Below are 19,652 nucleotides of genomic sequence, written 5' to 3'. Positions count from 1 at the left end.
GGTCGGTGCCCTCCGTCGCATGTGGTTCCGCGCAAGTCGCGAGGAGCGACAGACGAGTGCAGGTCAGCGCAATGCGAGAGAGGTATCTGATTCCTCCGATCCGAGAAAGAATGTTGGCTAATGCGCAATATGCGAGGTATGTGATGGATGGACTCGCTGACATGGGAGGAACCCCAGGATGGGGACCCATGCATCCGCCGAGGCGCGATGAACCTGTTTTCGAGGAGTCCTGGGAGGGCCGGGCATTCGCGCTGGCTATCTTTGCCAACCGGGTGTCCGGGGGGAACCTGGACTCCTTCCGGCACGCGCTGGAACGCCTGGACCGAGCCGCCTACCTGGAAGACGGCTACTACGGTCGCTGGCTCAACGCCGGGGAGCTGAGGCTCTTGGACAGCGCCATCCTGGCGCCGGGCGCGATCGACGCCCGCGCCCGAAACCTGCGCGGTGAACACGTGAAGGAACCGCCGGTCCCCAAGCCCGCCAAGCCGAACTACTCGCCGACCGCCGAGGGCTCGCTGCGCACCGTCGGCACCGCGCCGGCCTTCACCGTCGGTGAGCGTGTACAGGCGAAGAACATGTCCGTACCCGGGCACACCCGGCTACCAGGCTATGTGCGGGGCCATACCGGCGTCGTCGAGATCGTCCAGCCGGCCCACGTGCTGCCGGACACCAACGCCCATTTCCTGGGCGAGAACCCGCAGCATGTCTACTCGGTGCGATTCGACTCACGTGAATTGTGGGGCACCGACGCCGAACCTTTCGCCGTCACCGTGGAAATGTTCGAGTGCTACCTGGAGACCCCCTGATGACCGCTGCCCATAACGACCCGGACGAGACCATTCCCGTAGCACTGCGTACCGAGGCGCTCGAGCAGTTGCTCACCGAGCGGGGCCTGATCGATCCGAAGACGATCGACGGGTTCATCACCACCTATGAGGCCCACGTGGGCCCGCTCAACGGCGCCAAGGTCGTCGCCAGGGCCTGGACGGACCCGGACTACCGTCGGCGGCTGCTCGAGGACGGCACGGCCGCCATCAGGGAAGTGGGCTTCGGAGGCTTTCAAGGGGAGCACATCGTGGTGGTGGAGAACACCGCCACGACCCACAACGTGGTGGTGTGCACGCTGTGTTCGTGCTACCCGTGGCCGGTGCTGGGCCTGCCGCCGAGCTGGTACAAGGACCCCGCCTACCGCTCGCGCGTGGTGAAGGAGCCGCGCACGGTGCTGTCCGAGATGGGCCTCGACCTCGATGACGACGTGCAGATCACCGTCCACGACTCCACCAGCGAGGTCCGCTGGCTGGTCCTGCCGGAACGCCCGGCCGGCACCGAGCACCTGACCGAGGAGGAACTCGTGCCGCTGGTGACGAGGGATGCGATGGTCGGCGTGGCGAAGGTCGAAGCGCCATGAGCGCGCCGCTGGACATCGAGGGCCCGGCCGCACCGCCCCGCTCCAACGGGGAGTTGGTGTTCACCGAGCCCTGGGAGAGCCGCGCCTTCGGCATGGCCGTCAGCCTCTACGAGGCCGGCACGTTCACCTGGCCGCAGTTCCAGGCCGCACTGATCGCCCGGATCAGAACCTGGGAGACCTCCTCAGCCGTGGACGAGCCGTACGACTACTACCGGCTCTGGCTGGCCGCGCTGGAGGACGTGCTTACCGGCCTGTGTGCCGTGTCCACGGACGAGGTCAGCACACGCGCCCAGGCACTGGCACAGCGCCCCACGGGGCACGACCACCGTGACCACCCCGGCCACCCGCACTGACCGCGACGCCGTCCCGGCGTCCTCCTGGGGCCCCCTCGGGGCTCCCCGCGAGTTCCCGGGCGCGTGAACGCAGGTACGCACGGCCCGGCCCGCCACTACGCGCAGACGGGACCGCGGGCACGTGCCGCGTCTGTGCCGTCGGCCTTCGGCAGCGCGCGCAGGGTCTGGCGTTGCGGCGTTCGGCGTTCAGTGGTGGCTGGCGGCGGAACTCGCCGCCGAGGGGCCCCGCTGTGGCATCACCGCTTCACCCGGGCCCTGGAAAGGCGGGGATGCGCGTGGGGCGGCCGGGTCAGGTCCGGCCACGGGATCCGGCAGGACGGCCTGCGGCTGCCGGGGAATCTCCGGCGTCGCGGGTCTGTCTTTGCCTGGGACGGGTCCAGGGGTCATCGGTCCGCGGCTCTGGCGGAGCGTCCCGCTCGGCCGGGGTGGAGTGCGATCAGGTTCTGCCGGTTGACCCGGCTCGTCGCGGGGGCGGCAGTGCCGGTTTGTCGCCGCGAGTGGCTGCAGGGTGTGCTGGAGGTCCAGTGGAGCAGTGGGGGCGGCCCGCTTGTCGCCCCGCTCACGCGGTGCGGGCATCACGGGGAACGAGTCGTGGGGGCCCGTGCCGGGCGGTATTCGTGGCGCGGAGGGTGCGCACGGTACCGGCGGCGGCCGGTGACTGGGCGTTCTTTGAGCTGCGCAGCCGGTTTGTGTGGATGTCCGTCCGGCGCTCCGGTGCGTCCGGCGGTCTTCGGGGAGCCGGTGTGCGCCGTGGGCATGCTGATGGCCAGTCCCTCCGGCTCGCGGTAGAAGAGGCTCTGCCCGGCGTTGGTCAGCCGACGTCCTGAGATGGGGCCGGTGAGTACGGAGGGCTGGGTGATGGTGGCCCTCGAGACCCGGCGGGTGAGGGTCCCCGCGTGGGTTGTATGTGGGCCTCGCGCAGCCGGGGGGCCTGCCGTCGCGCGCCCCGGAAGGGCCACACCGGGAGAGCAAGGTCAGCGGTGGTGGGCGGGTCGAGGACCTGTCCGTACGGAAACCGACCAAGATCAATCGCAGGTCGGCCCATTAGGGTCGGAGGCATGACGACACCCCTTGCCGGCAGCGCCTTCGACTCGCTCCGCCTCGACGCCGTGCCCGACCAACAGGCGTTGCGCCGAGTCTACGAACTCCCCGGCGACGCGGCCGTGCGCAAGCAAATGACCGAACTCACCGAGCAAACCCGGCGGTTGATCGGCTGCTCATCGCTGGTCCTGGTCGCCAGCGCGGATGCCGAGGGCAACTGTGACGTCTCCCCGCGCGGCGGCCCCGCCGGGTTCGTCGCCGTCCTGGACGCACGGACGGTGGCGATACCGGACGCGACCGGCAACAAGCGTCTGGACACCCTGCAGAACGTCGTGGCCACCGGACGGGCCGGCCTGCTGTTCGTCGTTCCGGGGCGCACCACGACGCTCAGGGTGAACGGCCGGGCTTGCGTCTCCACCCGCCCGGAGCTGCTGTCGCAGCTGACCGCCGTGGGCAAGCCGCCGGCCAGTGCGCTGGTGCTGGGGATCGAGGAGGTCTACCCGCACTGCCCCAAGTCGTTGCTGCGCAGCGGGGCCTGGAAGCCGGAGCAGTGGCTGTCGGCCGACGCCCAGCCGACCTCGGCCGAGGTGACGCTGGCCCAGCTGCGAATGCCCGAGCTGACGATCGCCGACATCGAGCAGGCGGAGGCTGATTCGCTGAAGTACCGGTACGAGTAACGGGCCGACCTGCGATTGCGGAACCACCAGGCCGCCGACCCCCACGCCGGCGGGCCGGAACGCCCTAAGATCAGTCATGGGGCAGCCCGTTAGCCGATGCCACCGACAACGAACGTTCGTCATGGCGCCGGCGGACTGTATGACGGCGAAGGGCAAGGTTCGTCGCACGGGGCGGTGACGGTGTTTGCGCATGTGCGGCACCCGTCTCCGTGGGGAAGGACCTTTTCCACCTACTGCCATGACCGAAAACGACCAACGGGGTGTGGGCAGGGGGGCTACAGCGGTGGACGCCGCGCAGGTCAACTCAAGGCGGGCCCACGGCCTGTCAGTTCCCTGCTCTAGGGTCGCCGGCATGGCTGAGCTTTCCTTCTTGACCGCCGTCCGCGAGTCGTACGACACGGTCGCCGCCGATTACCTCGAACGCGTCCCGCCTCCATCCGAGATGGACCCGCTGTCACGCGCCATGCTGGCGGGGTTTGCTGAACTCGTGCGGACCCCCGCTCTGGGGCCGGTCGCCGACCTGGGGTGCGGCCCCGGCCGCGTGACGGCGCACCTGGCCGGGCTGGGAGTGTCCGCCTTCGGCGTCGATCTGTCGCCGAAGATGATCGGGCTGGCCCGGCACGCGTATCCGAACCTGCGGTTCACCGAGGGCTCGATGACCGCGCTGGAGATGAGGGACGACGACCTCGGCGGCATTCTGGCGTGGTACTCCACCCACCACACGCCCCCGCAGTGGCTGCCGGCGGTGTTCGCCGAGTTCCACCGCACCCTCGCGCCCGGCGGCTACCTGCTCTGGGGAGACTATGTCGGCAATGAGCGACTCCAGCCGACCCACGGCTATGGCCGTCCGGTGTCCTACGAGTCGTACCTTCTGCCCCTGGACCGCATGGTCGAGCTGCTGGACCAGGCCGGTCTCGTCCTCACCGCGAGATTGGAGCAGGAGCCCGGCGGACGGGTGAACCGACCACGCGCCTGCCTCCTGGCCCGAAAGCCCGAAAGGCCCTGACGGGGCTCGTTCCCAGGGTGAGGCCGCTCGTGCAGACGCGTGTCGTCGCCAACCGAGTGACAGCCGTGGAAGCAGCGCACTCCGTGGGTGCGGTGGAAGGTGGCCGGAAGCCGGTCAGGTCTGCCCTGCTTCGCCCAACACAGGCCGGCGGTGGGGGCGGATGCCGAGCGGGCCGAACTCGTGGAAGGCGAAGGTGCGGTCCGGGCGCTCGTTGGATGACGAAGTCCTCGTCGTCATCGCTGAGCAGGCGGGGACGGCCTCCCGCCCACCGACGGTGCAGACAAGCCAGCCCCGTCTCGTTGAACTGGTGGATCACATCGCGGACGGCGTCCTCGTCGGTCTGCACGAGCCGGGCGATGACCGGGACGCTGTTTCCGCCGGGCGAAGCCAGCACGATCATCGCCCGCCGACAGCGAACCGTGTTCATGCTGCCACGGCGCACGATCCGCTGCAGCCTCTGCCCTTCCGCGTCCGACCACCGCCGGACCCTGACCAGCTCTGCCATCCCGCCTCCCGGCTGGGCAGAGGTGCATGGAACCGATGGGGTGGCCCCATCTGACGGCTGATCTGCTGGCGTCGCCAGGACCTCGGCGTTCAAGGCTGACGACGCCGACGAGCGGACGCCGTACAAGCGCCACCACCCGGTACATCAGAACCGCCGACTCCTGCGAGGCAGCGGTTCTGACGCGGGCTCACTGCTGTGGGCCTGGGCCATCTTCGTGCTACGGCGTTGAAGCCGGACCCGGGGATCAGTTCCAGATGCCGGTGATGTCGGACGCGTTGGCCGCGGCTCCGGCATGGGTGGTCAGCCCGGCCAGGTCCTCGAGGGTGCGCAGGGTGTTGTAGTGGTTGTAGTGGGTCGAGGTGGTGCTGCCCGGAGCGACGTGCGCACCGTAGAACACGGTGGCGATGTGGTTGCTGTGCGAGCTGTCGTCCTCGTCGAAGGTGACGGCCAGGATGCTGTTGTGCGCCTTGGCCCAGGTCGCGTAGGCGCCGAGGTTGTTCTCCAGCCAGGTGTCACCTGTGCTGATGGAGCAGTCGTGCATGTCGTTGCACAGGTTCGGGATGACGAACGAGACCTTGGGCAGGGTCGTGTAGTCCGTCGGGAACTGCGTGAAGGTGTGCGCCGTGTTCAGCGGTACGTTGCTGAAGGCGAACCACGGGTTGTGCTTCCGGGCGTATTTGGTGGCGGAGTTGGTGCACACCGTGGAGCCCTGGGAGGGCAGGCCCTCGTTGTAGCTGCCCCACGTCTTGCCGGCGGAGACGAGCTCGGAGCCGAGGTTCGCGGCGCTGCTGAACTGCGGCGTGTAGCAGTTGTCGGTGGTGATGCCCTGGTTGTTACCCGAGAACAGGTCCAGGTAGTTCGGCTGGCTGGGGTGGGTGATGGCGTACGACTGGCTGAGGTTGCCGCCGCCGGCCACCAGGGTGTTGTTGAGGTAGGGGGCGCTCGTGCTGCCGATGACCTGCTCGTAGGAGTGGTTCTCGAGCACCACCACGATCACGTGGTCGGGGGCGGGGAGAGCGGCGGCCTGCGCAGCCGGGGCGGCGGCCCACACCCCGACCAGGGCGGCGGGGAGTGCGGCGAGGGAGAGCGCCCGGCGCGAGCGCTTGATGCGGGAGAGCAAGGACACGGTGGACCTCCTGTGGGAGCGGTTGGGACAGCGCGGGGGGTTGTCTACTGCTCAGGCGGTCGTCTTTGCTTCGGGCAGTAGGAGAGTAGGGGGTGCTCCCGAGGTCTTCAGGTTGCTGAAGTGAAGGTCCGTCAAACAGTCGTCGTTGGCGTGAGAATGACCGCGAACATCGCGTCTACCTGCCAGGGGATGCCCGGAAACCGCACCGGAACGGTTACGGTGGCCGCCCTGAACGTCCATGGCCTGGCCGGGACCTTTCAGGCGGGAAAACACCGAACTGCCCATCGCCTGAGAAGGACTGTGCCGCCGGGCGAGCCTGGAGCGTGGCGCGGACGGAATCCGTCGTCGGCTGCGGCGGAGCCCTCGCCTCGGACCGATGGAATCCGTTGCTGCACGGCGGTCAGCCTCTCCCGGGCGAGCCGGACGGATCACACCCAGCGTCCGAGGTCTTCGCCTTGGTGTACGACTTCTCCCGTCGGGGTCGCCGGTGTGCCGCCAGCCCGAGGTGGCCGTGTCTACTCTGGCGTCGTGACATTGGTGTGGGTGACGGGCAATTCAGGGGCTGGTAAGTCCACGGTCTGCGGGATGTTGCGAGCGCGTGGCTATGTCGCGCTCGACGCCGACGAGGACGGCTTCAGTCGCTGGATCGAGCGGGTTACGGGCGAGGTCGTGATGGATCCTCCGTATCCGGTTCCCGAGGGCTGGCTCGATCGATACGGGTGGGCAATCGTCCGGGAGCGCGTTGAGACCCTCGTCGAGGAGTCTCGTTTCCGAATCGCGTTCTTGTGCGGGTCGGCGGAGAACGAGGCAGAGGTCCGCGAACTTTTTGACCTCGTCGTATGCCTGGTGATCGACGAGGAGACTCTCCGCCACCGGCTCGCGACCCGCACGACGAATGCATTCGGTCAGCATCCCGAAGAACTCGCGGCGGCTCTCAAGTGGAATCCTCGGATGCGAGCGATCTACGGGAACCGTGGCGCGACGATCATCGATGCCTCCCAGCCGGTGACCGAGGTGGTGGACAGCGTGATCGAAGCCGTTCAGAAGCTGACAGGGGCCATCTGATGCCCGATCATGTCTGCGCGCTGCGTGGTCGCTCAGCGGCCATCGCGGATGTCACGGCTATGCGCGCGAGCGAATGTGGCTACCGCTGCGAAGACATCGGCCTGCTCGTCCCCAGGGCCGGAAAGGTCCGCGCGGTGGCTGACCCGATCAGGCCCGGTGCTTCGGCACTTGGCGCAGTTTCGCCGAGGAGGTAGCCGGCCACGAGTTTGCTAGGTCCAGCGCATGGCGAGGGCGGCACCCACCTCCCCGCCAGCAAGCGGGAAATCACCTGGATGAAGGTCAACGAGAACAGTCCCAGGGCGGCCGCAACCCAGCGTGGCAATGCCAGATGCACGTCATAGACCAAGATCCCTGCTACCTGATCGCGCAAGCGCGGCTAGACTCGCCGCCGGACAGGTGCCCCGCATCCCGGCGTGTTCGGGAGCAGGGCACTCTCGCTCCGTTGAAGGAGGGTCCCCATGCTGGTCTGTGAAGCTTCGTTCACCGTTGACCTCGGCGAACACGGCTACTTCATCGGCTTCGACGACTACGACTTCCCGCCCGAGATGCCGTTCGGGTGGCGCTGCGGCCCGGCCACGCAGGCCACCGCTGTCGTCCTGCCCACCACCGACACCGGCCCCTTGCAGATGACCGTTCAGATACACGACAGCCCGCCCCGCCCCGAGTCCGGTGACGGACGGGAGCTGCCGGAGGAGCTGAGCCTGCTTACCGAAACTTCCACTTTCTACCTCGCCACCATTGGGCAAGGCGACTTCTGGGATGCATGGCCCGAAGAGCAACCGCCCTTTCAGGCGCCGCCACCGGCTGCCGACAGCGGTGGCTGGGTCCGCATGCGCCTGTACTGCCACGTCGACAACCCCCAGCCCGGCATCGGCGACCACGGGGAGAGGCACCTGATCCAGCTCTGGTCGGCTCCCCAAACGCTTCCCGTACACCCCGACATCAGTGCAGCGGACCGGTGGGCACGAGTCGAATATGCCGCGGACATGGCCAAGCGCGGGGAGCACTACTTCGCCACGTACCCCTACACCTACGGCGATGAGGTGGACTGACGTCCGGGACCTTGACGGTCCCACATCGTGCCCCGTCGTTAAGATTCAAATCCTGACCGGTAGTCGACGCCAAACCCTGCCCCACGGCCAGGGACGAGGGACCAGGGAGCAGTACTCAAGCGGTAGATCGTGATCACGGCGACCGGACGACTTGCTTTGGCAGCTGCTGATCGTGTGCGCCGCGGCGACCGCGCAAGCTCCTGGGGGAGCAACTCGCCGGGCAACAGGTCCGCCCGCGGGTCGGTCACGACGAGCGTGCGGGCTCCGGCGGCGAGTCCGGCGTTGGTCGCCGACCGCAGGGTGCCGTTCATGCAACGGCGGCCGTCGATGGTGATCGGTGGGTAGGTGCCCGCGAAGGCCGTGCTTGCCGCCACGGCGCAGGCCGGCGGTGCGCCACTCGCGCGGTCGAAGACCTCCTGCTCGCCGGTCTCGGCGTCCATCGCGGCCGGCCTCGGCAGCGAAGCCCCGACCCCCTGAGCGCGCCGTACGTGCGGCGATCCAGTCCTCGCCGCGCTTCCCCGTCACGTTCTTCCGTTCGGCTTCTCGAAGTCCGCGTCTTCACGGCGCTTCTGACCGCTGAGAAGATCACCACCGTGACCTTCTCGTTCCGCATCGATCGAATCCTCGGTGACCGTCCCTTCGCCGAGGTCAGTGATCCCGTCCTCGCCGTCGATGACGAGGGCCGCGGGCTGCTGGCCGTGGCGGGCGTGCACGAGTTCGGCAGCACTGCGCCTGTTGGCGTCTACGGCACTGATGATCTGGCCTGCCGAGCCCTTGTCCATGCCCGCTATCCCGTACACGCGATGGCTTTCCACCCCAGGCTCCCCCTCCTTGCGGTCGGGACGGGCCACTACGACGGCGGCTACTTCTTCGAAGGGGAACTGCTCCTTCTGGACTTGGAGACGGGCAGCGCCACGTCGCTCATCGAACACGAGCTCGGCCGCCAGGTCCTGGGCTTGGAATGGCTCAGCGAACAGGAACTGCGTGTGCTGATGGCACCGCCTGACGACTGGCAGGACAAAGACGCGTGGAGCGAAGGGCACGTCGCCGTGGTGCATCGGCCCGACTGGAGGGTCGTACCACCCCGGTCGATCACCGGATATGACCTGGCCGGACCGCGGGTAGCGGCCCCGCGAACCGACCGTCGAGAGCATGCCCGCCAGACGGTCTCCGGTCTGAGTACGAACTGGGACCCCCGACGCAACATCCGGGCGGTTGAGGAATTGTGCGACGGCAGGATCGTGGCGACGCTCGACAGGGTCCGGTTGGAATGCTGGCTGCCCTCGGGGCGACGGCAGTGGGCTGTCCGTGACGACGATGGTGGCGGCCGTGACATTGTCATCGCTGCAGATGAGCGATCGGCCTGGGTCGGTCTGGTGCGGCCTCCGTGGGAGGAGCGTGCTCAGGCCGTGGTCCGACTCGCGCTCCAGGACGGGGCGCAGCTCGACCACCTCACTCCCTGCAGCTCGGTGTCCCTGGTGCGATGTGCTGACGGCCTGCCCGCCCTCGCCCCAGCTGGGCGGAACGGGGAGCGCAGCAGGTTGCGTATCCGGCGTGGCAGCCGGATCTACTTCCTGGGAACCGCTTCCATGAAGGGCGGGCAGCAGCCTGAACGAGGTGAAGTCTGGGTGGCGGCAGCGGACCTGGGATTCATACCGGTTGCCGGACGTCCACGTGAGCCTGGGGGAGCGGGGGGCAATCAGTTGTTTCCCTACTCCTGGAAACCAGGTGAGACACACTTCGCCGGCCCCGGCGTGGAGACCGCCGACGGTGACCTGATTCATGCCGGCACTGTCTACCACGGCCACGGGTTGCAACCCGGCGGCTCGTTCGTCGTACGGCGCGCGGTGGCCAGTGGCGAGCCGACTTGGGTCTTTCGGACGGACCGGAAAGCCACGGACCTCGACCACGACACGGAGACCGTCTATGTCACGTACGACGATGGCGAGATCGTCGGACTCGATCTCCGTGACGGCAGCGTCCGCTGGCGTCGGCACCTGGCTGTTGCCGGAGTGCCCGTCGTGGCGACCGCGCTGACCGTTGCCGAACCTGGCCGACTGCTCATCGGCACCGCCGACGGCCGAATCCTGGACTGCTCGACCGTCCAGGAGGTGCCAATGCTGTGCACGCACGCTGCGAGCCTTACCGATCAGAGCAGCCCCGTCATGCTGTCGATCGAGGGAACGGGATGACGTCGTCGGAGGCCGGTTTGCTGATGCTGCCCTCCCCTGCGTGAGAACGGCCTGGCGAGGGTCACGCGAGTGACCAAGTCGCGGAGCTCTTGAATCTCCGTCAGCCTTCCGGGCAGCGGTACCCGAAGGTGTACGAGCGGCGAGACGTCGTCGACGAGGTATCCCGACGGCCGGCACACGCCCGCCCCGACTGCCGGCGCACCCAGTGGCACCGTCACCACCGCGTACGTGACCTTCTGGCCCGGCTCCCGACTCGCGCCGAGAAACGCGCTGGCCATGAGCGCACGAAGTTCAGGCACTGCATCGACGCTTGCTGCGCAGGGCGGCATCGAGCTGTTGACCGGACCATCGGAGGACACGCCGCGATGACACAGGTCAATTGTGAGGGCCGTGGCACAGGAACACGGCCAGAGCGATGGCACTGGCCAGGGGACCCAGCAGCGCGAACCGGGCGGAGCGGGCGAGACGACGGATGCCAGAGGCGAAGTAAAGGGGGTGTCACGGTGACTGCGATGAAGCCGACTTGGAGCGCGGTCACTTTTGTCAACGCGATCACCGACGTCAATGGCTGCATCCAGGCGACGGAGAGAACAGCCAGGAGAAGGACGGGACCGAAGGTGAACACCGCCACCCAGCTCCAGAAAAACAGGGCAAGGAAGCGACACGCGGGCCAGTCGGCCAGGTCGCGGGGCTTGACGTTCCGGAGCACGTTCACGGATCCAGGCTGCACTCGGCGACCCGACAGCGACATGAGCCCACCTACTCATCGGGGCCTCACCAGCTACTCATGCCCGGACCCTTTACAGCACTGACTCTCGCGCGGGCCCACCCGCACCGCGGACTCATCGTCTCCGGCAAGGAAGAACTCGCCTACAAGCGCCCTCTGCGGACCTCGCACGTCCCGGTGCCCGTGAGGCCGCTCAGGAGACGGCTCCGCTTCGGCGTCATGTCCGGTGCATGGCGATGTTGGAGAGCTGTTGTGCCCACTCGGGCATACCAGGAGTGGGACCGAGACGCTCGTGCATGCGTCCTCGCCATCGCGCCTGACACCGCATGTCAGAGGCCCCGGGCCGCTTGGTCCGGGCCTGTCAGTGGGGGATGGCACACTCACCGGCATGAAGATGATTGAAGCGATCGAAGCGGTTCTGAAAGCGAACGATCCGGAGGGGGAGCCCGGGTACCTGGGCGAGTTCACGCTGGCCGGGCAGCTGTTGAGCCGCGGCGAGATTGCGGTGTGCGGCCTCGACGGCGGGGAATTCTTCACATTCGACGACGTCGCCGACGGGCTGCACGAGGTGTATCTGGCGTTCGACTGGGACGACGAGCGAGGCGCCGCCGTCTCGGCGGTCGCGCTGGTCGCGAGCGGTGCCACCTCGGAGGCATTGATAGGTGCGAGCTGGGAGGAGGCGTCGGATGACGTCAACCAGCTGAGTGAGGATGCGTCCGCGATCTACTCCAGCACCCCGGACAACCTGGTCATCGGCAGGGCCCTCCACCGGACCGCTGGGTTCGCCGGGGCCGAGGACCCCGTGGCCCGGGCCATGGCCGAGTTCGAGGCGCAGCAGGAGGCCGGCTCCCGGACCCCGATGCTCGATGTCGTCGTCGACCCGACGAGCGGCGCGAATGCTTTGGTCTTCCCCACCTGTGACTTCACGTCGAACAGCATCCTGGTCGGCCGTGACGAGAACGGCATGGGCGTCGGGATCTTCTGGTCCAACTTCGACGGGTGACCGCGGACATGGCCACGCCCCGGGAGGACTGGACGGCACAGACGGCTCTGGCCCCCTTTCTGACGCGGTGTCGGAAAGGGGGCCAGATGTTGGTAGCGGGGGCGGGATTTGAACCTGCGACCTCTGGGTTATGAGCCCAGCGAGCTACCGAGCTGCTCCACCCCGCGTCGGTGTACCCAGCGTACGCCATGCGGACGACCCGGGCAGGGATTTACAGCAGCGGGCGCCGGCAACCGCTTACCGTTTCCCGGGCGACGTAGCCCAGAGACCGACTAGGCTGGGCGGCCTGGCGGTTCACCACCGTACGACGTCATTCCGAGGCGACGGCCGCGGTGCGGGCACGCCGCGGTCCGCTGGGTGGTCGTCCGCGCAGGCCGGTGCAGAGGGCGACGTCGTGGACGAAGGTGCCTGCGACGCGCGGGACAGATCGGCCCAAGCCGCCCGCTGACATGCACGGGTGCTCCGTTCGGCGGTATTGGGGTGACGGGTGGTGCAGTGGCGCGTTATGCCCATATGAGCAGAAATCGCAGGCTGAGGAAGCGGTCAGCCTCCATGGCGTTCGGCCAGTTGCAGGAGCAGTTGGCTCGCGCGGCTGCTGGGGTGGTTCGCAAGCCGCCCCGGCGGGAGGTGAAGCCGGCTGGCGAGGCGAGTGCGGAGCCGGATGACGATTTTGGTGAGGCGGCGCTGCCGGATTCTGGCTGAGTTCACTCACTCGCCTTCTACGAGCCGCCATCGGCTGTCGACTCGACCGTCTGCGACGGTGGCGTGGGACTCGCTCGACGTGCACGCCACGCAACGTGGCGGTCTTCAGTGAGGCCGGACGGGACGGACCGGTGGCCACGCGCCGTTCGCGCTCGGCGCCGGCGAGCCTTGCCCAGCACGCCGAACTGCGAGAGCCGCGCAGGAAGAGTGGGCTCGTGCCGTGTGCAGCGGGCTGCCGAAGAGCAGTGCAAGGTCGAGCAACTTCGTGACTCCTACGCTCAGTTGTATGCAGAGGAGCGCCACCACCGCGACGCGATGTGGCCTACGCCTCTCACGACTTCGCCCGGATGATGAAGTCAGCCGGATCAGCCGGGAAGCGTTGCGCTGCCTGCTCGCCCGCCGCCGCGTCACCTTCCAGCGCACCAAAATCTGGAAGGCGTCCCCCGACCCCGATCGCGACACCAAGTTCGACCGCATCGAGCACGTCCTGTAAAGCTTTCGCGACCGCCTGTTCGCCTTCGCCGACTTCGGGGCCGCTCGGCATCCGCCCCATCGCCGGGTCGTGCTGGGCCGAGCACAGCCGCCCCGAGCGGCATCCCGCCACGTTCCACCGCACGGACGGGGTGCGTTACTTCCACGGCTACTGCTCCGTCGGCGACGACGACCTCCGGGGCGTCAACCACAACCACAAGGGCGCCGCGACTACTCTGGCCGCATCGAGGCCGATCCGGGCCTCCCGCCCGGACGGCGCCCAGATCTACGTGACCCTGGACAACCTGTCCGCTCACATCCGCTCACAGAGGCGACACTATCCGGCGCTGGGCGAAGAAGCACCGGGTCGAGTTGTAATGCACCCCCACCTACGCCTCGTGGGCGAACCCGATCGAGGCCCGGTTCGGCCCGCTGCGGCAGTTCGCGATCACCAACCCCAAGCACCCAACCCCCCGGCACAGACCCGCGCCTGCACGCCTACCTCCCATGGCGCAACACCAACGCCCGCCACCGCGACGTCCTCGTCGCCCGGTGTCGCGAACGCGCCCGCATCCGCAGCGAGAAGGGCATTGGCTGAGGAGGCCGAGCAGCAGCCTGATCAGTCGCTGACGTCGAACGTTGCGCATGCCTCGACACCGAGCCCGCCGAGCCCGCCGAGCGCGGCACGCAGCCGGTCGACTGCGAGGCCGGGATCCAGGGTCGCCTCGATTTCCCACGTCGAGGTGGCAGCGTCCCCTGCTGCTGCCCGCTCCAGTGATCTCGTCGTCGAGGCCCAGCGCGGCTTGCAACGCGTCCCTCGGCAGACCGACGCGGACGATCGCACCGCACACCGTGCTACTCCCTGCCAACCCGGCGAACGATGCGGGGCAGAGCACTGGTCACAAGGGATTTGAACGTGTTCAAATAGTGCCTTCGTGATCGGAGAGAAGGCTGCCGATGCACGCCGGGCGGGTGACAAGAGGGGGCAGGTATGGGTTCAGGTGCGAGTGTGATCGTCTTCGCCGTCTTGGTCGTCTGGCCAATCCTCATGGCGGCATTCGGCCTCTTCGTCGGGTCAAGGACATCCTGGAGGATTGGTTTGCTGATCTCGGCTCCCTTGATCCTCATGCCCTACGGGTTGTGGCTGTTCGGCGTGGCTACTCAGTGACGGCTGCTCGGTGAGCAGGACTAGCCGGTGGTGGGACCTGTGGTGACCTCGCGTCGCCGACCGCGACCCCGAGCGCCCTCAGTGGGAACTGCTGAACGCGAGAGTGTGAGACCACAGGCCGGTCGCCTGGTGGTGACCGGTGGGTTCCGGTAGGTCCGGGGGCCTGAGATACGTACAACGAGGTGGGCTGCCGGCGCAGGGAGGGCTGGGCGGGAGCGCATCCGGCTGCAGGTCCGGAAGGGGAGGACCCGTGACCACAGTCAACAGCGGCAGAGCAGTGGTATCGGCCGACCGATGCGCAGTGGTTCGACGAGACCGCGTGGGAGACTTTGGTCGAGGACATGCCAGGCTTCGAGAGGACCTGGCGGGAACTTGTACTGCGTCAAAGGGGCAATGAGTTGACCTCGAAGCACTGATGGGTTGACGGCCCTCCGCTCCAAAGCTGTCACCTGGCCGTGGCATCGGGCACGAAGGGTCGATCCGGCCTCGTGCGCGACGGGCGCCGCCGCCGGAGCATCATGGCCGTGGTCACTGCGGTGGTGAGGATGAGCGCGGCGCCGAGGCAGAAGGCGTTACGGGCGCCGGTGAGCGCGGCGGCAGCCGGGGTGGGGGCGCCGGGCGCGGCGGCATGGAAGAAGAGGCTGCCGAGCAGGGCGACGCCGAGAGTGCCGCCGAGTTGCTGCACCGCATTGAGCAGGCCAGCGGCGGAGCCCGTCTCGTGTGGGCGGACTCGGTGAAGGGCGGTGGTGAAGAACGGCACGGCGTACAGGCCCTGACCGATCCCGGCCACGGCCAGCGCGGGTAGGAGCAGCCAGGGGTAGGAGGCGGGCCGGCTGGTGGCATACACGGCGGCGGCCGATACGACTCCGGCGAGCAGGGCCAGCAGGCCGGCGCTCATGACCCGGGCCCCGTAGCGGGGGACGAGCCAGGCGCCGGCTGCCCAGGAAGACAGTGCCATCGCCGCGGACCAGGGCAGTAGCGTGAAGCCGGCCGAGAGGACGTCGCGGTGCAGGCCCAGTTGCATCTGCACCACGGTCACCAGCATCAGACCGCCCACCACAGAGAAGAACAGCACGCTGGACACCAGCGCGGCGGTGAAGGCACGGTCGACGAACAGGCCCGGTTCGATGAGCGGGCTGCGTCCCCTGCGGGCCCGCTGCCGTTGATGTGCGGCGAAGCCCGCCAGCCCCGCGCCGCCAGCTGCGAGCATGAGCCAGCACCAGCCCGGCCAGCCATGTGCGCCGCCCTGGATGAGCGGATAGACCAGCAGGCTGCTGCTCAGGACCGCCAGCACCGTGCCGGCGTGGTCCAGCCGCGGCCGGAGCGCGGCACGGTCCTCGCGCAGCAACGACCTGGCCGCCAACACGGCGGCGCCCAGGGGAACGTTGACGAGGAAGACCGCGCGCCAGGAGGAACCCAGCACATCCGCTTGGGTCAGCACACCACCGACCACGGGGCCGGTGACCGCGGCGAGCCCCATGACCGGGCCTATGGTGCCCATGGCCCGTGCCAGTTCCGGGCCGGCGAACATGGCACGGATCATGCCGATGGTCTGCGGGATGATCAGTGCGGCCGCCGAGCCCTGCACCGCCCGCAAGGCGATCAGCGCCGCCGTGGACGGTGCGAGCGCGCATCCCAGCGAGGCCAGGACGAAGCCGGCCATGCCGAGACGGAACACCCGCCGCCGGCCGACGATGTCACCCAGCCGCCCGCCGGTGATCAGGAGGACGGCGAACGGCAAGGTATACGCGGCACTGAACCACTGGATGCTGGAGGCAGGGCCGCCCAAACCGGCGCGGATCACAGGGGCGGCGACGGTCATGATGGTGGCGTCGAGAAGGTTCATGGCCTCGGCGACCAGCAGCACGGCGAGTCCCGCCCAGCGCCTCTGCGGAGGCGGAGTGGTGGTGGAGTACGACATGCGCCCGAGAGTGCGCGCCGCCGCCGCGCCACCTCCACTTTGGGCGGCTGAATTGTCGAATCATTCCATTGGAAGGTCTTTCGTGCATGATTCTCACATGCTGGACGATATCGACCGTGGTCTCATCCACGCCCTGCGCATCGACGGGCGGGCGCCTTTCAGTGCGATCGCCGACGTCCTCGGCGTCTCGGCGCAGACGGTCTCCCGCCGCTACCGGCGGTTGTGCGCAGACGCTGCGCTGCGGGTGGTCGGCCTGGCCGAGCCGCAGCACAGCGACCGCACCCAGTGGCTGCTGCGGCTGACCGCGGGCCCGCGCGCCGCCCAGGACCTTGCCGACGCGCTGGCCCACCGCGCCGACACCTCCTGGGTCAAGCTCGCCTCGGGCGGCACCGAGATCGTCGCGATCGTGCACACCTCCACCGCCGACGGGCCCGCCGGACACGCGCTGCTGTTGCACGACATCCCGCGCACGGCCGGCATCACCGCCGTCTCCGCACATTGCGTGCTGCACACTTACCTCGGTGGTCCCACCGCCTGGTCCGGCCATGAACAAGCCCTCGACGCCGCGCAGCAGCGCCGCCTGCGCACCGCCGTGGCTGAGGCGGCGTCTGTCACCGCCGTCTCTGGGGGGCAGGCGGCTCTCACCGATGCCGATTCCGACCTGCTCGCCGCCCTCCAGCGCGACGGTCGGGCGAGTCTGAGCAGCCTTGCAGCAGCCACCGGATGGTCGCCCGCCACCGTCGCGCGTCGGCTGGAGCAACTGCGGGCCGACGGCCGGCTCTTCTTCGACGTCGAACTCGACTCCGCCCTGCTGGGCGTCACCACGCAGGCGCTCCTGTGGATGGCCGTCGTCCCTGCCCACCTCGACCAGGTCGCCCGTACCTTGGCCCGGCACCCGGAGCTGGCCTACGTGGCCGCCGTCACCGGCCCCCACAATCTCACCGCCCACGCCCTGTGCCCCGACCCGGCGGCACTGCACCGCTACCTCATCGAACGCCTGGGCGCCCTGAAGGCGATCCGCACCCTGGACAGCGCGCCCGTGCTGCGCACGCTCAAGATGGCTGGACCGCTCCCGGCCATCGGCAAGCCGCCCAGGCGCCGCCGCTAGTGCTCTGACCGGGAAGGTTCGCCGGGCCGCTGGTTCCTTCGGTGGGATGTGTGCTGACGTCCGTTCAGTCTGCTGGAGGGATGGTGGCCGAGTCTGTTGCGGGTACGCAGACTGACCGATCAGGAAGAGCAGAAGCTGCAGCAGGTCGTGCGCCGCGGCAGTACCAGCTCGATGCGCTACCGGCGGGCGATGATGCTGCTCGCCTCGGCCGGCCAGCACCGTGTCCCGGTGATCGCCCGGCTGGTCCAGGCCGACGAGGACCCGGTGCGGGAGGCGACCAGCGGGTGAAGGGCTGGCCGAGTTTGCTGGGCAGGTGGTGGCCGTCTGGATGAAGAAGTCCTCGTCGTCAGGAGTGGGCAGGCGGGGACGGCCTCCCGACCATCGAGGGTCCAGGCAGGCCAGGCCGATCTCGTCGAACCGGTGGCTCACACCGCATACCACATCGGCCGTGAAGCCTTACGGCTCCTGCTCGTGCGCCGAGGCATCACCTTCCTGCGGACCAAGACGCGGAAGGGGTCTCCCGATCCCGAACGCGATGCGCCAGCAGGGATCGGTCGTGACCCCCTAGGTCTGAAGTCCGTCTCCTCGGCGACGGACGTGAACATCGTGATGGGCTGCGATTACTACGCCGAGCGGTTCCATCCCGGCGGTCTCGCCGAACTGGGCGAGGAGCGCATGGCGGCCCTGATCCTCGCCGACATCGTCGACGGTGTGGCTTCGACGGGCGTCCGGGCCGGCGTCATTGGGGAGATCGGTCTCGGGTGGCCACCGTCGCACAGCGAGGTCATGGCGCTGCGCGCCGCGGTACGGACCCAGCTCGCGTCAGGGCTGGCCTTGGTGATACACCCTGGCCGCGACCCCAAGGCGCCGTTCGAGTGCGTGGACATCGTCACGAGAGCGGGGGGCGACGTGTCACGCTGACTCATGAGTCACGTAGAGCGCACACTGTTCGACATCCGTGACATGCGTCGACTCGCAAGCGCTGGCTGCTATCTGTCGTTCGATCTGTTCGGCATCGAGAGCAGCTACTGCGCTCCGGCTCCGATCGACATGCCAGTGGACGCCTCACCACAGGGGAACTCCGGCCCTCGCCACCGCACCACCAGGGCGGGTCTTCGCGGTGGCGCTCCCCCGCCAGTGGCGCGCGGGCCCCGGACGACCACTGACGGCGCGGCGCCGTCGCCCGGACCGCCGCAGGACAACACCGGATACCGCTCGCGGTGGCTGGGCGCGTACAGCGCCCAGTCCACAGGCTGTCAGTGCCTGGATCTATGGTCAGGGCATGACTCCGATGGACCCTGGTGCGCCGGACTGGATGAGAACGGGGAGCCGATGACTCGCCACGGCCAGGGCTTTGTCCGCTATGTCGCGCTCGATTCGCGCGTGGGCACCGACCGATACCCCTTCAGCCTGCCGGTCGTCACCCGCCTCGCCGGCATGGACAGGCTCGATCTGGATCCGGCGGTGACGTTCCTGGTCGGCGACAACGGCTCGGGCAAGTCCACCTTGATCGAGGCGCTGGCCCTGGCCGCCGGGTTCAACCCCGAGGGCGGTTCCCGGTCCTTCCGGTTCGCCAGCCGGGCCACCGAGTCCGATCTGGGCGATCACCTGACTGTGTGCTGGAACCGTAGACCTCGCACGGGCTTCTTCCTGCGCGCGGAGAGTTTCTACAACGTGGCCACCGAGATCGAGCGGCTGGACGAAGGCTCGGGGGAACTGCTGCACGCCTACGGCGGCCGGTCCCTGCACGAACGCTCCCACGGCCAGTCGTTCCTCGATCTGGTGCACCACCGCTTCGGCCCGAACGGTCTCTACGTACTGGACGAGCCAGAGGCAGCCCTGTCGGTGCAGGGATGCCTGGCGATGATGGTTCGGATCCGGGAACTCCTCCACCAGGGGTGCCAGTTCGTGGTTGCCACGCATTCGCCGATCCTGCTGGCCATGCCCGGGGCACGAATTCTGCAGATCGAAAGCGACGGGACCATCGAGCAGGTGGAATATGAGCAGGCCGAGCCCGTGGCTTTGACCCGTGCGTTCGTCAACCACCCTGAGCGCTTCCTGGACCGGATGTTCGCCGAGGAGGCATAGACAGCCCGTTCGACGCGATCTCTGCCCGGCCATCCAGCA

18 protein-coding genes, 1 tRNA gene and 2 pseudogenes are annotated in these 19,652 nt (G+C 68.4%); 14 read left to right on the top strand and 7 right to left on the bottom strand.

The features are described from left to right. Nucleotides 1-110 precede the first annotated feature (110 nt). From nthB to ABZ919_RS28750, 5 genes are all read left to right on the top strand, one after another. Nucleotides 111-806 carry a nitrile hydratase subunit beta gene (gene nthB, locus ABZ919_RS28770; protein WP_361253401.1) on the top strand — a complete coding sequence of 232 codons (696 nt, stop codon included), beginning with the start codon at nucleotides 111-113 and terminating at the stop codon, nucleotides 804-806. After that, complete coding sequence (gene nthA / locus ABZ919_RS28765; protein ID WP_361253268.1) at nucleotides 806-1,408, top strand: nitrile hydratase subunit alpha; 603 nt, start codon at nucleotides 806-808, stop codon at nucleotides 1,406-1,408. Before nthB ends, nthA begins: the two co-directional genes overlap by 1 nt. Beyond that, the gene (locus tag ABZ919_RS28760; RefSeq protein WP_361253266.1) at nucleotides 1,405-1,761 is read left to right on the top strand and encodes a nitrile hydratase accessory protein; all 357 of its coding nucleotides are present in this window, start codon (nucleotides 1,405-1,407) and stop codon (nucleotides 1,759-1,761) included. The genes nthA and ABZ919_RS28760 overlap by 4 nt, the downstream gene beginning before the upstream one ends. Nucleotides 1,762-2,819: 1,058 nt before the next feature. Continuing rightward, nucleotides 2,820-3,479: an MSMEG_1061 family FMN-dependent PPOX-type flavoprotein gene (locus tag ABZ919_RS28755; RefSeq protein WP_361253264.1), complete on the top strand. Its 660-nt coding sequence runs from the start codon at nucleotides 2,820-2,822 to the stop codon at nucleotides 3,477-3,479. Between the two features lie 352 nt (nucleotides 3,480-3,831). Beyond that, complete coding sequence (locus ABZ919_RS28750) at nucleotides 3,832-4,485, top strand: class I SAM-dependent methyltransferase (protein ID WP_361253262.1); 654 nt, start codon at nucleotides 3,832-3,834, stop codon at nucleotides 4,483-4,485. A 38-nt stretch (nucleotides 4,486-4,523) separates the two neighbouring features. On the opposite strand, the pseudogene ABZ919_RS28745 reads toward ABZ919_RS28750, so the two are convergent. Both ABZ919_RS28745 and ABZ919_RS28740 read right to left on the bottom strand, forming a co-directional pair. Then, nucleotides 4,524-4,990 (bottom strand): annotated as a pseudogene (locus tag ABZ919_RS28745) (helix-turn-helix domain-containing protein); the annotation flags it as partial. A 244-nt stretch (nucleotides 4,991-5,234) separates the two neighbouring features. Continuing rightward, nucleotides 5,235-6,116, bottom strand: a complete 882-nt coding sequence (locus ABZ919_RS28740) for an alkaline phosphatase family protein (RefSeq protein WP_361253261.1) — start codon at nucleotides 6,114-6,116, stop codon at nucleotides 5,235-5,237. A gap of 528 nt (nucleotides 6,117-6,644) precedes the next feature. On the opposite strand from ABZ919_RS28740, the gene ABZ919_RS28735 reads away from it, so the two are divergent. Further along, nucleotides 6,645-7,181 carry a hypothetical protein gene (locus ABZ919_RS28735; protein ID WP_361253259.1) on the top strand — a complete coding sequence of 179 codons (537 nt, stop codon included), beginning with the start codon at nucleotides 6,645-6,647 and terminating at the stop codon, nucleotides 7,179-7,181. A 458-nt stretch (nucleotides 7,182-7,639) separates the two neighbouring features. Beyond that, the gene (locus ABZ919_RS28730; RefSeq protein ID WP_361253257.1) at nucleotides 7,640-8,233 is read left to right on the top strand and encodes a hypothetical protein; all 594 of its coding nucleotides are present in this window, start codon (nucleotides 7,640-7,642) and stop codon (nucleotides 8,231-8,233) included. A gap of 38 nt (nucleotides 8,234-8,271) precedes the next feature. Here ABZ919_RS28730 and ABZ919_RS28725 read toward each other — a convergent pair whose 3' ends face one another. After that, nucleotides 8,272-8,673, bottom strand: coding sequence for a hypothetical protein (locus ABZ919_RS28725; RefSeq protein WP_361253255.1), 402 nt, complete (start codon nucleotides 8,671-8,673; stop codon nucleotides 8,272-8,274). A gap of 153 nt (nucleotides 8,674-8,826) precedes the next feature. On the opposite strand from ABZ919_RS28725, the gene ABZ919_RS28720 reads away from it, so the two are divergent. After that, nucleotides 8,827-10,425 carry a hypothetical protein gene (locus tag ABZ919_RS28720; protein WP_361253253.1) on the top strand — a complete coding sequence of 533 codons (1,599 nt, stop codon included), beginning with the start codon at nucleotides 8,827-8,829 and terminating at the stop codon, nucleotides 10,423-10,425. 1,115 nt (nucleotides 10,426-11,540) lie between these two features. Beyond that, nucleotides 11,541-12,155 (top strand): hypothetical protein, encoded by a 615-nt coding sequence (locus tag ABZ919_RS28715; protein WP_361253251.1) that lies wholly within the window; start codon nucleotides 11,541-11,543, stop codon nucleotides 12,153-12,155. Nucleotides 12,156-12,245: 90 nt separating this feature from the next. Here ABZ919_RS28715 and ABZ919_RS28710 read toward each other — a convergent pair. Then, a tRNA-Met gene (locus tag ABZ919_RS28710) sits at nucleotides 12,246-12,322 on the bottom strand. 385 nt (nucleotides 12,323-12,707) lie between these two features. Between ABZ919_RS28710 and ABZ919_RS28705 the strand changes: the two genes are divergently transcribed. Continuing rightward, nucleotides 12,708-12,857, top strand: coding sequence for a hypothetical protein (locus ABZ919_RS28705; protein ID WP_361253249.1), 150 nt, complete (start codon nucleotides 12,708-12,710; stop codon nucleotides 12,855-12,857). A gap of 331 nt (nucleotides 12,858-13,188) precedes the next feature. Here the strand turns inward: ABZ919_RS28705 and ABZ919_RS28700 are convergent, their stop codons facing one another. Both ABZ919_RS28700 and ABZ919_RS28695 read right to left on the bottom strand, forming a co-directional pair. Further along, the gene (locus ABZ919_RS28700; RefSeq protein WP_361253248.1) at nucleotides 13,189-13,410 is read right to left on the bottom strand and encodes a hypothetical protein; all 222 of its coding nucleotides are present in this window, start codon (nucleotides 13,408-13,410) and stop codon (nucleotides 13,189-13,191) included. Nucleotides 13,411-14,941: 1,531 nt separating this feature from the next. Beyond that, nucleotides 14,942-16,417 carry an MFS transporter gene (locus tag ABZ919_RS28695; RefSeq protein ID WP_361253246.1) on the bottom strand — a complete coding sequence of 492 codons (1,476 nt, stop codon included), beginning with the start codon at nucleotides 16,415-16,417 and terminating at the stop codon, nucleotides 14,942-14,944. A 97-nt stretch (nucleotides 16,418-16,514) separates the two neighbouring features. Between ABZ919_RS28695 and ABZ919_RS28690 the strand changes: the two genes are divergently transcribed. Together ABZ919_RS28690 and ABZ919_RS28685 are read left to right on the top strand one after the other, a co-directional pair. After that, complete coding sequence (locus ABZ919_RS28690; protein ID WP_361253244.1) at nucleotides 16,515-17,525, top strand: AsnC family transcriptional regulator; 1,011 nt, start codon at nucleotides 16,515-16,517, stop codon at nucleotides 17,523-17,525. A gap of 96 nt (nucleotides 17,526-17,621) precedes the next feature. Continuing rightward, nucleotides 17,622-17,813 carry a hypothetical protein gene (locus ABZ919_RS28685; RefSeq protein ID WP_361253407.1) on the top strand — a complete coding sequence of 64 codons (192 nt, stop codon included), beginning with the start codon at nucleotides 17,622-17,624 and terminating at the stop codon, nucleotides 17,811-17,813. Here the strand turns inward: ABZ919_RS28685 and ABZ919_RS28680 are convergent. Next, nucleotides 17,800-17,966, bottom strand: a pseudogene (locus ABZ919_RS28680) (helix-turn-helix domain-containing protein); the annotation flags it as partial. The gene ABZ919_RS28685 and the pseudogene ABZ919_RS28680 sit on opposite strands and share 14 nt — an antisense overlap. Between ABZ919_RS28680 and ABZ919_RS28675 the strand changes: the two are divergent. Continuing rightward, on the top strand, nucleotides 17,946-18,446 hold the full coding sequence (locus ABZ919_RS28675) for a hypothetical protein (RefSeq protein WP_361253242.1): 501 nt from the start codon (nucleotides 17,946-17,948) through the stop codon (nucleotides 18,444-18,446). The pseudogene ABZ919_RS28680 and the gene ABZ919_RS28675 sit on opposite strands and share 21 nt — an antisense overlap. A 411-nt stretch (nucleotides 18,447-18,857) precedes the next feature. Further along, nucleotides 18,858-19,613, top strand: coding sequence for an AAA family ATPase (locus ABZ919_RS28670; protein ID WP_361253240.1), 756 nt, complete (start codon nucleotides 18,858-18,860; stop codon nucleotides 19,611-19,613). Nucleotides 19,614-19,652 lie beyond the last annotated feature (39 nt).

Source organism: Streptomyces sp. NPDC046759 (genome assembly GCF_040645475.1).
GTDB lineage: Bacteria > Actinomycetota > Actinomycetes > Streptomycetales > Streptomycetaceae > Streptomyces.
Note: the sequence above shows the minus strand (reverse complement) of the source record. Positions and strands in the feature narration are given on the sequence as shown.

What these genes read in the sequence shown, in the direction of transcription:
- ABZ919_RS28705 (WP_361253249.1), top strand. Translation starts at nt 12,708, where the DNA reads ATGGCGTTCGGCCAGTTGCAGGAGCAGTTGGCTCGCGCGGCTGCTGGG.
- ABZ919_RS28725 (WP_361253255.1), bottom strand. Translation starts at nt 8,673, where the DNA reads ATGGACGCCGAGACCGGCGAGCAGGAGGTCTTCGACCGCGCGAGTGGC.
- ABZ919_RS28750 (WP_361253262.1), top strand. Translation starts at nt 3,832, where the DNA reads ATGGCTGAGCTTTCCTTCTTGACCGCCGTCCGCGAGTCGTACGACACG.
- ABZ919_RS28700 (WP_361253248.1), bottom strand. Translation starts at nt 13,410, where the DNA reads ATGGGGCGGATGCCGAGCGGCCCCGAAGTCGGCGAAGGCGAACAGGCG.
- ABZ919_RS28715 (WP_361253251.1), top strand. Translation starts at nt 11,541, where the DNA reads ATGAAGATGATTGAAGCGATCGAAGCGGTTCTGAAAGCGAACGATCCG.
- nthB (WP_361253401.1), top strand. Translation starts at nt 111, where the DNA reads ATGTTGGCTAATGCGCAATATGCGAGGTATGTGATGGATGGACTCGCT.
- ABZ919_RS28695 (WP_361253246.1), bottom strand. Translation starts at nt 16,417, where the DNA reads ATGTCGTACTCCACCACCACTCCGCCTCCGCAGAGGCGCTGGGCGGGA.
- ABZ919_RS28755 (WP_361253264.1), top strand. Translation starts at nt 2,820, where the DNA reads ATGACGACACCCCTTGCCGGCAGCGCCTTCGACTCGCTCCGCCTCGAC.
- ABZ919_RS28760 (WP_361253266.1), top strand. Translation starts at nt 1,405, where the DNA reads ATGAGCGCGCCGCTGGACATCGAGGGCCCGGCCGCACCGCCCCGCTCC.
- nthA (WP_361253268.1), top strand. Translation starts at nt 806, where the DNA reads ATGACCGCTGCCCATAACGACCCGGACGAGACCATTCCCGTAGCACTG.
- ABZ919_RS28730 (WP_361253257.1), top strand. Translation starts at nt 7,640, where the DNA reads ATGCTGGTCTGTGAAGCTTCGTTCACCGTTGACCTCGGCGAACACGGC.
- ABZ919_RS28670 (WP_361253240.1), top strand. Translation starts at nt 18,858, where the DNA reads ATGACTCGCCACGGCCAGGGCTTTGTCCGCTATGTCGCGCTCGATTCG.
- ABZ919_RS28690 (WP_361253244.1), top strand. Translation starts at nt 16,515, where the DNA reads ATGCTGGACGATATCGACCGTGGTCTCATCCACGCCCTGCGCATCGAC.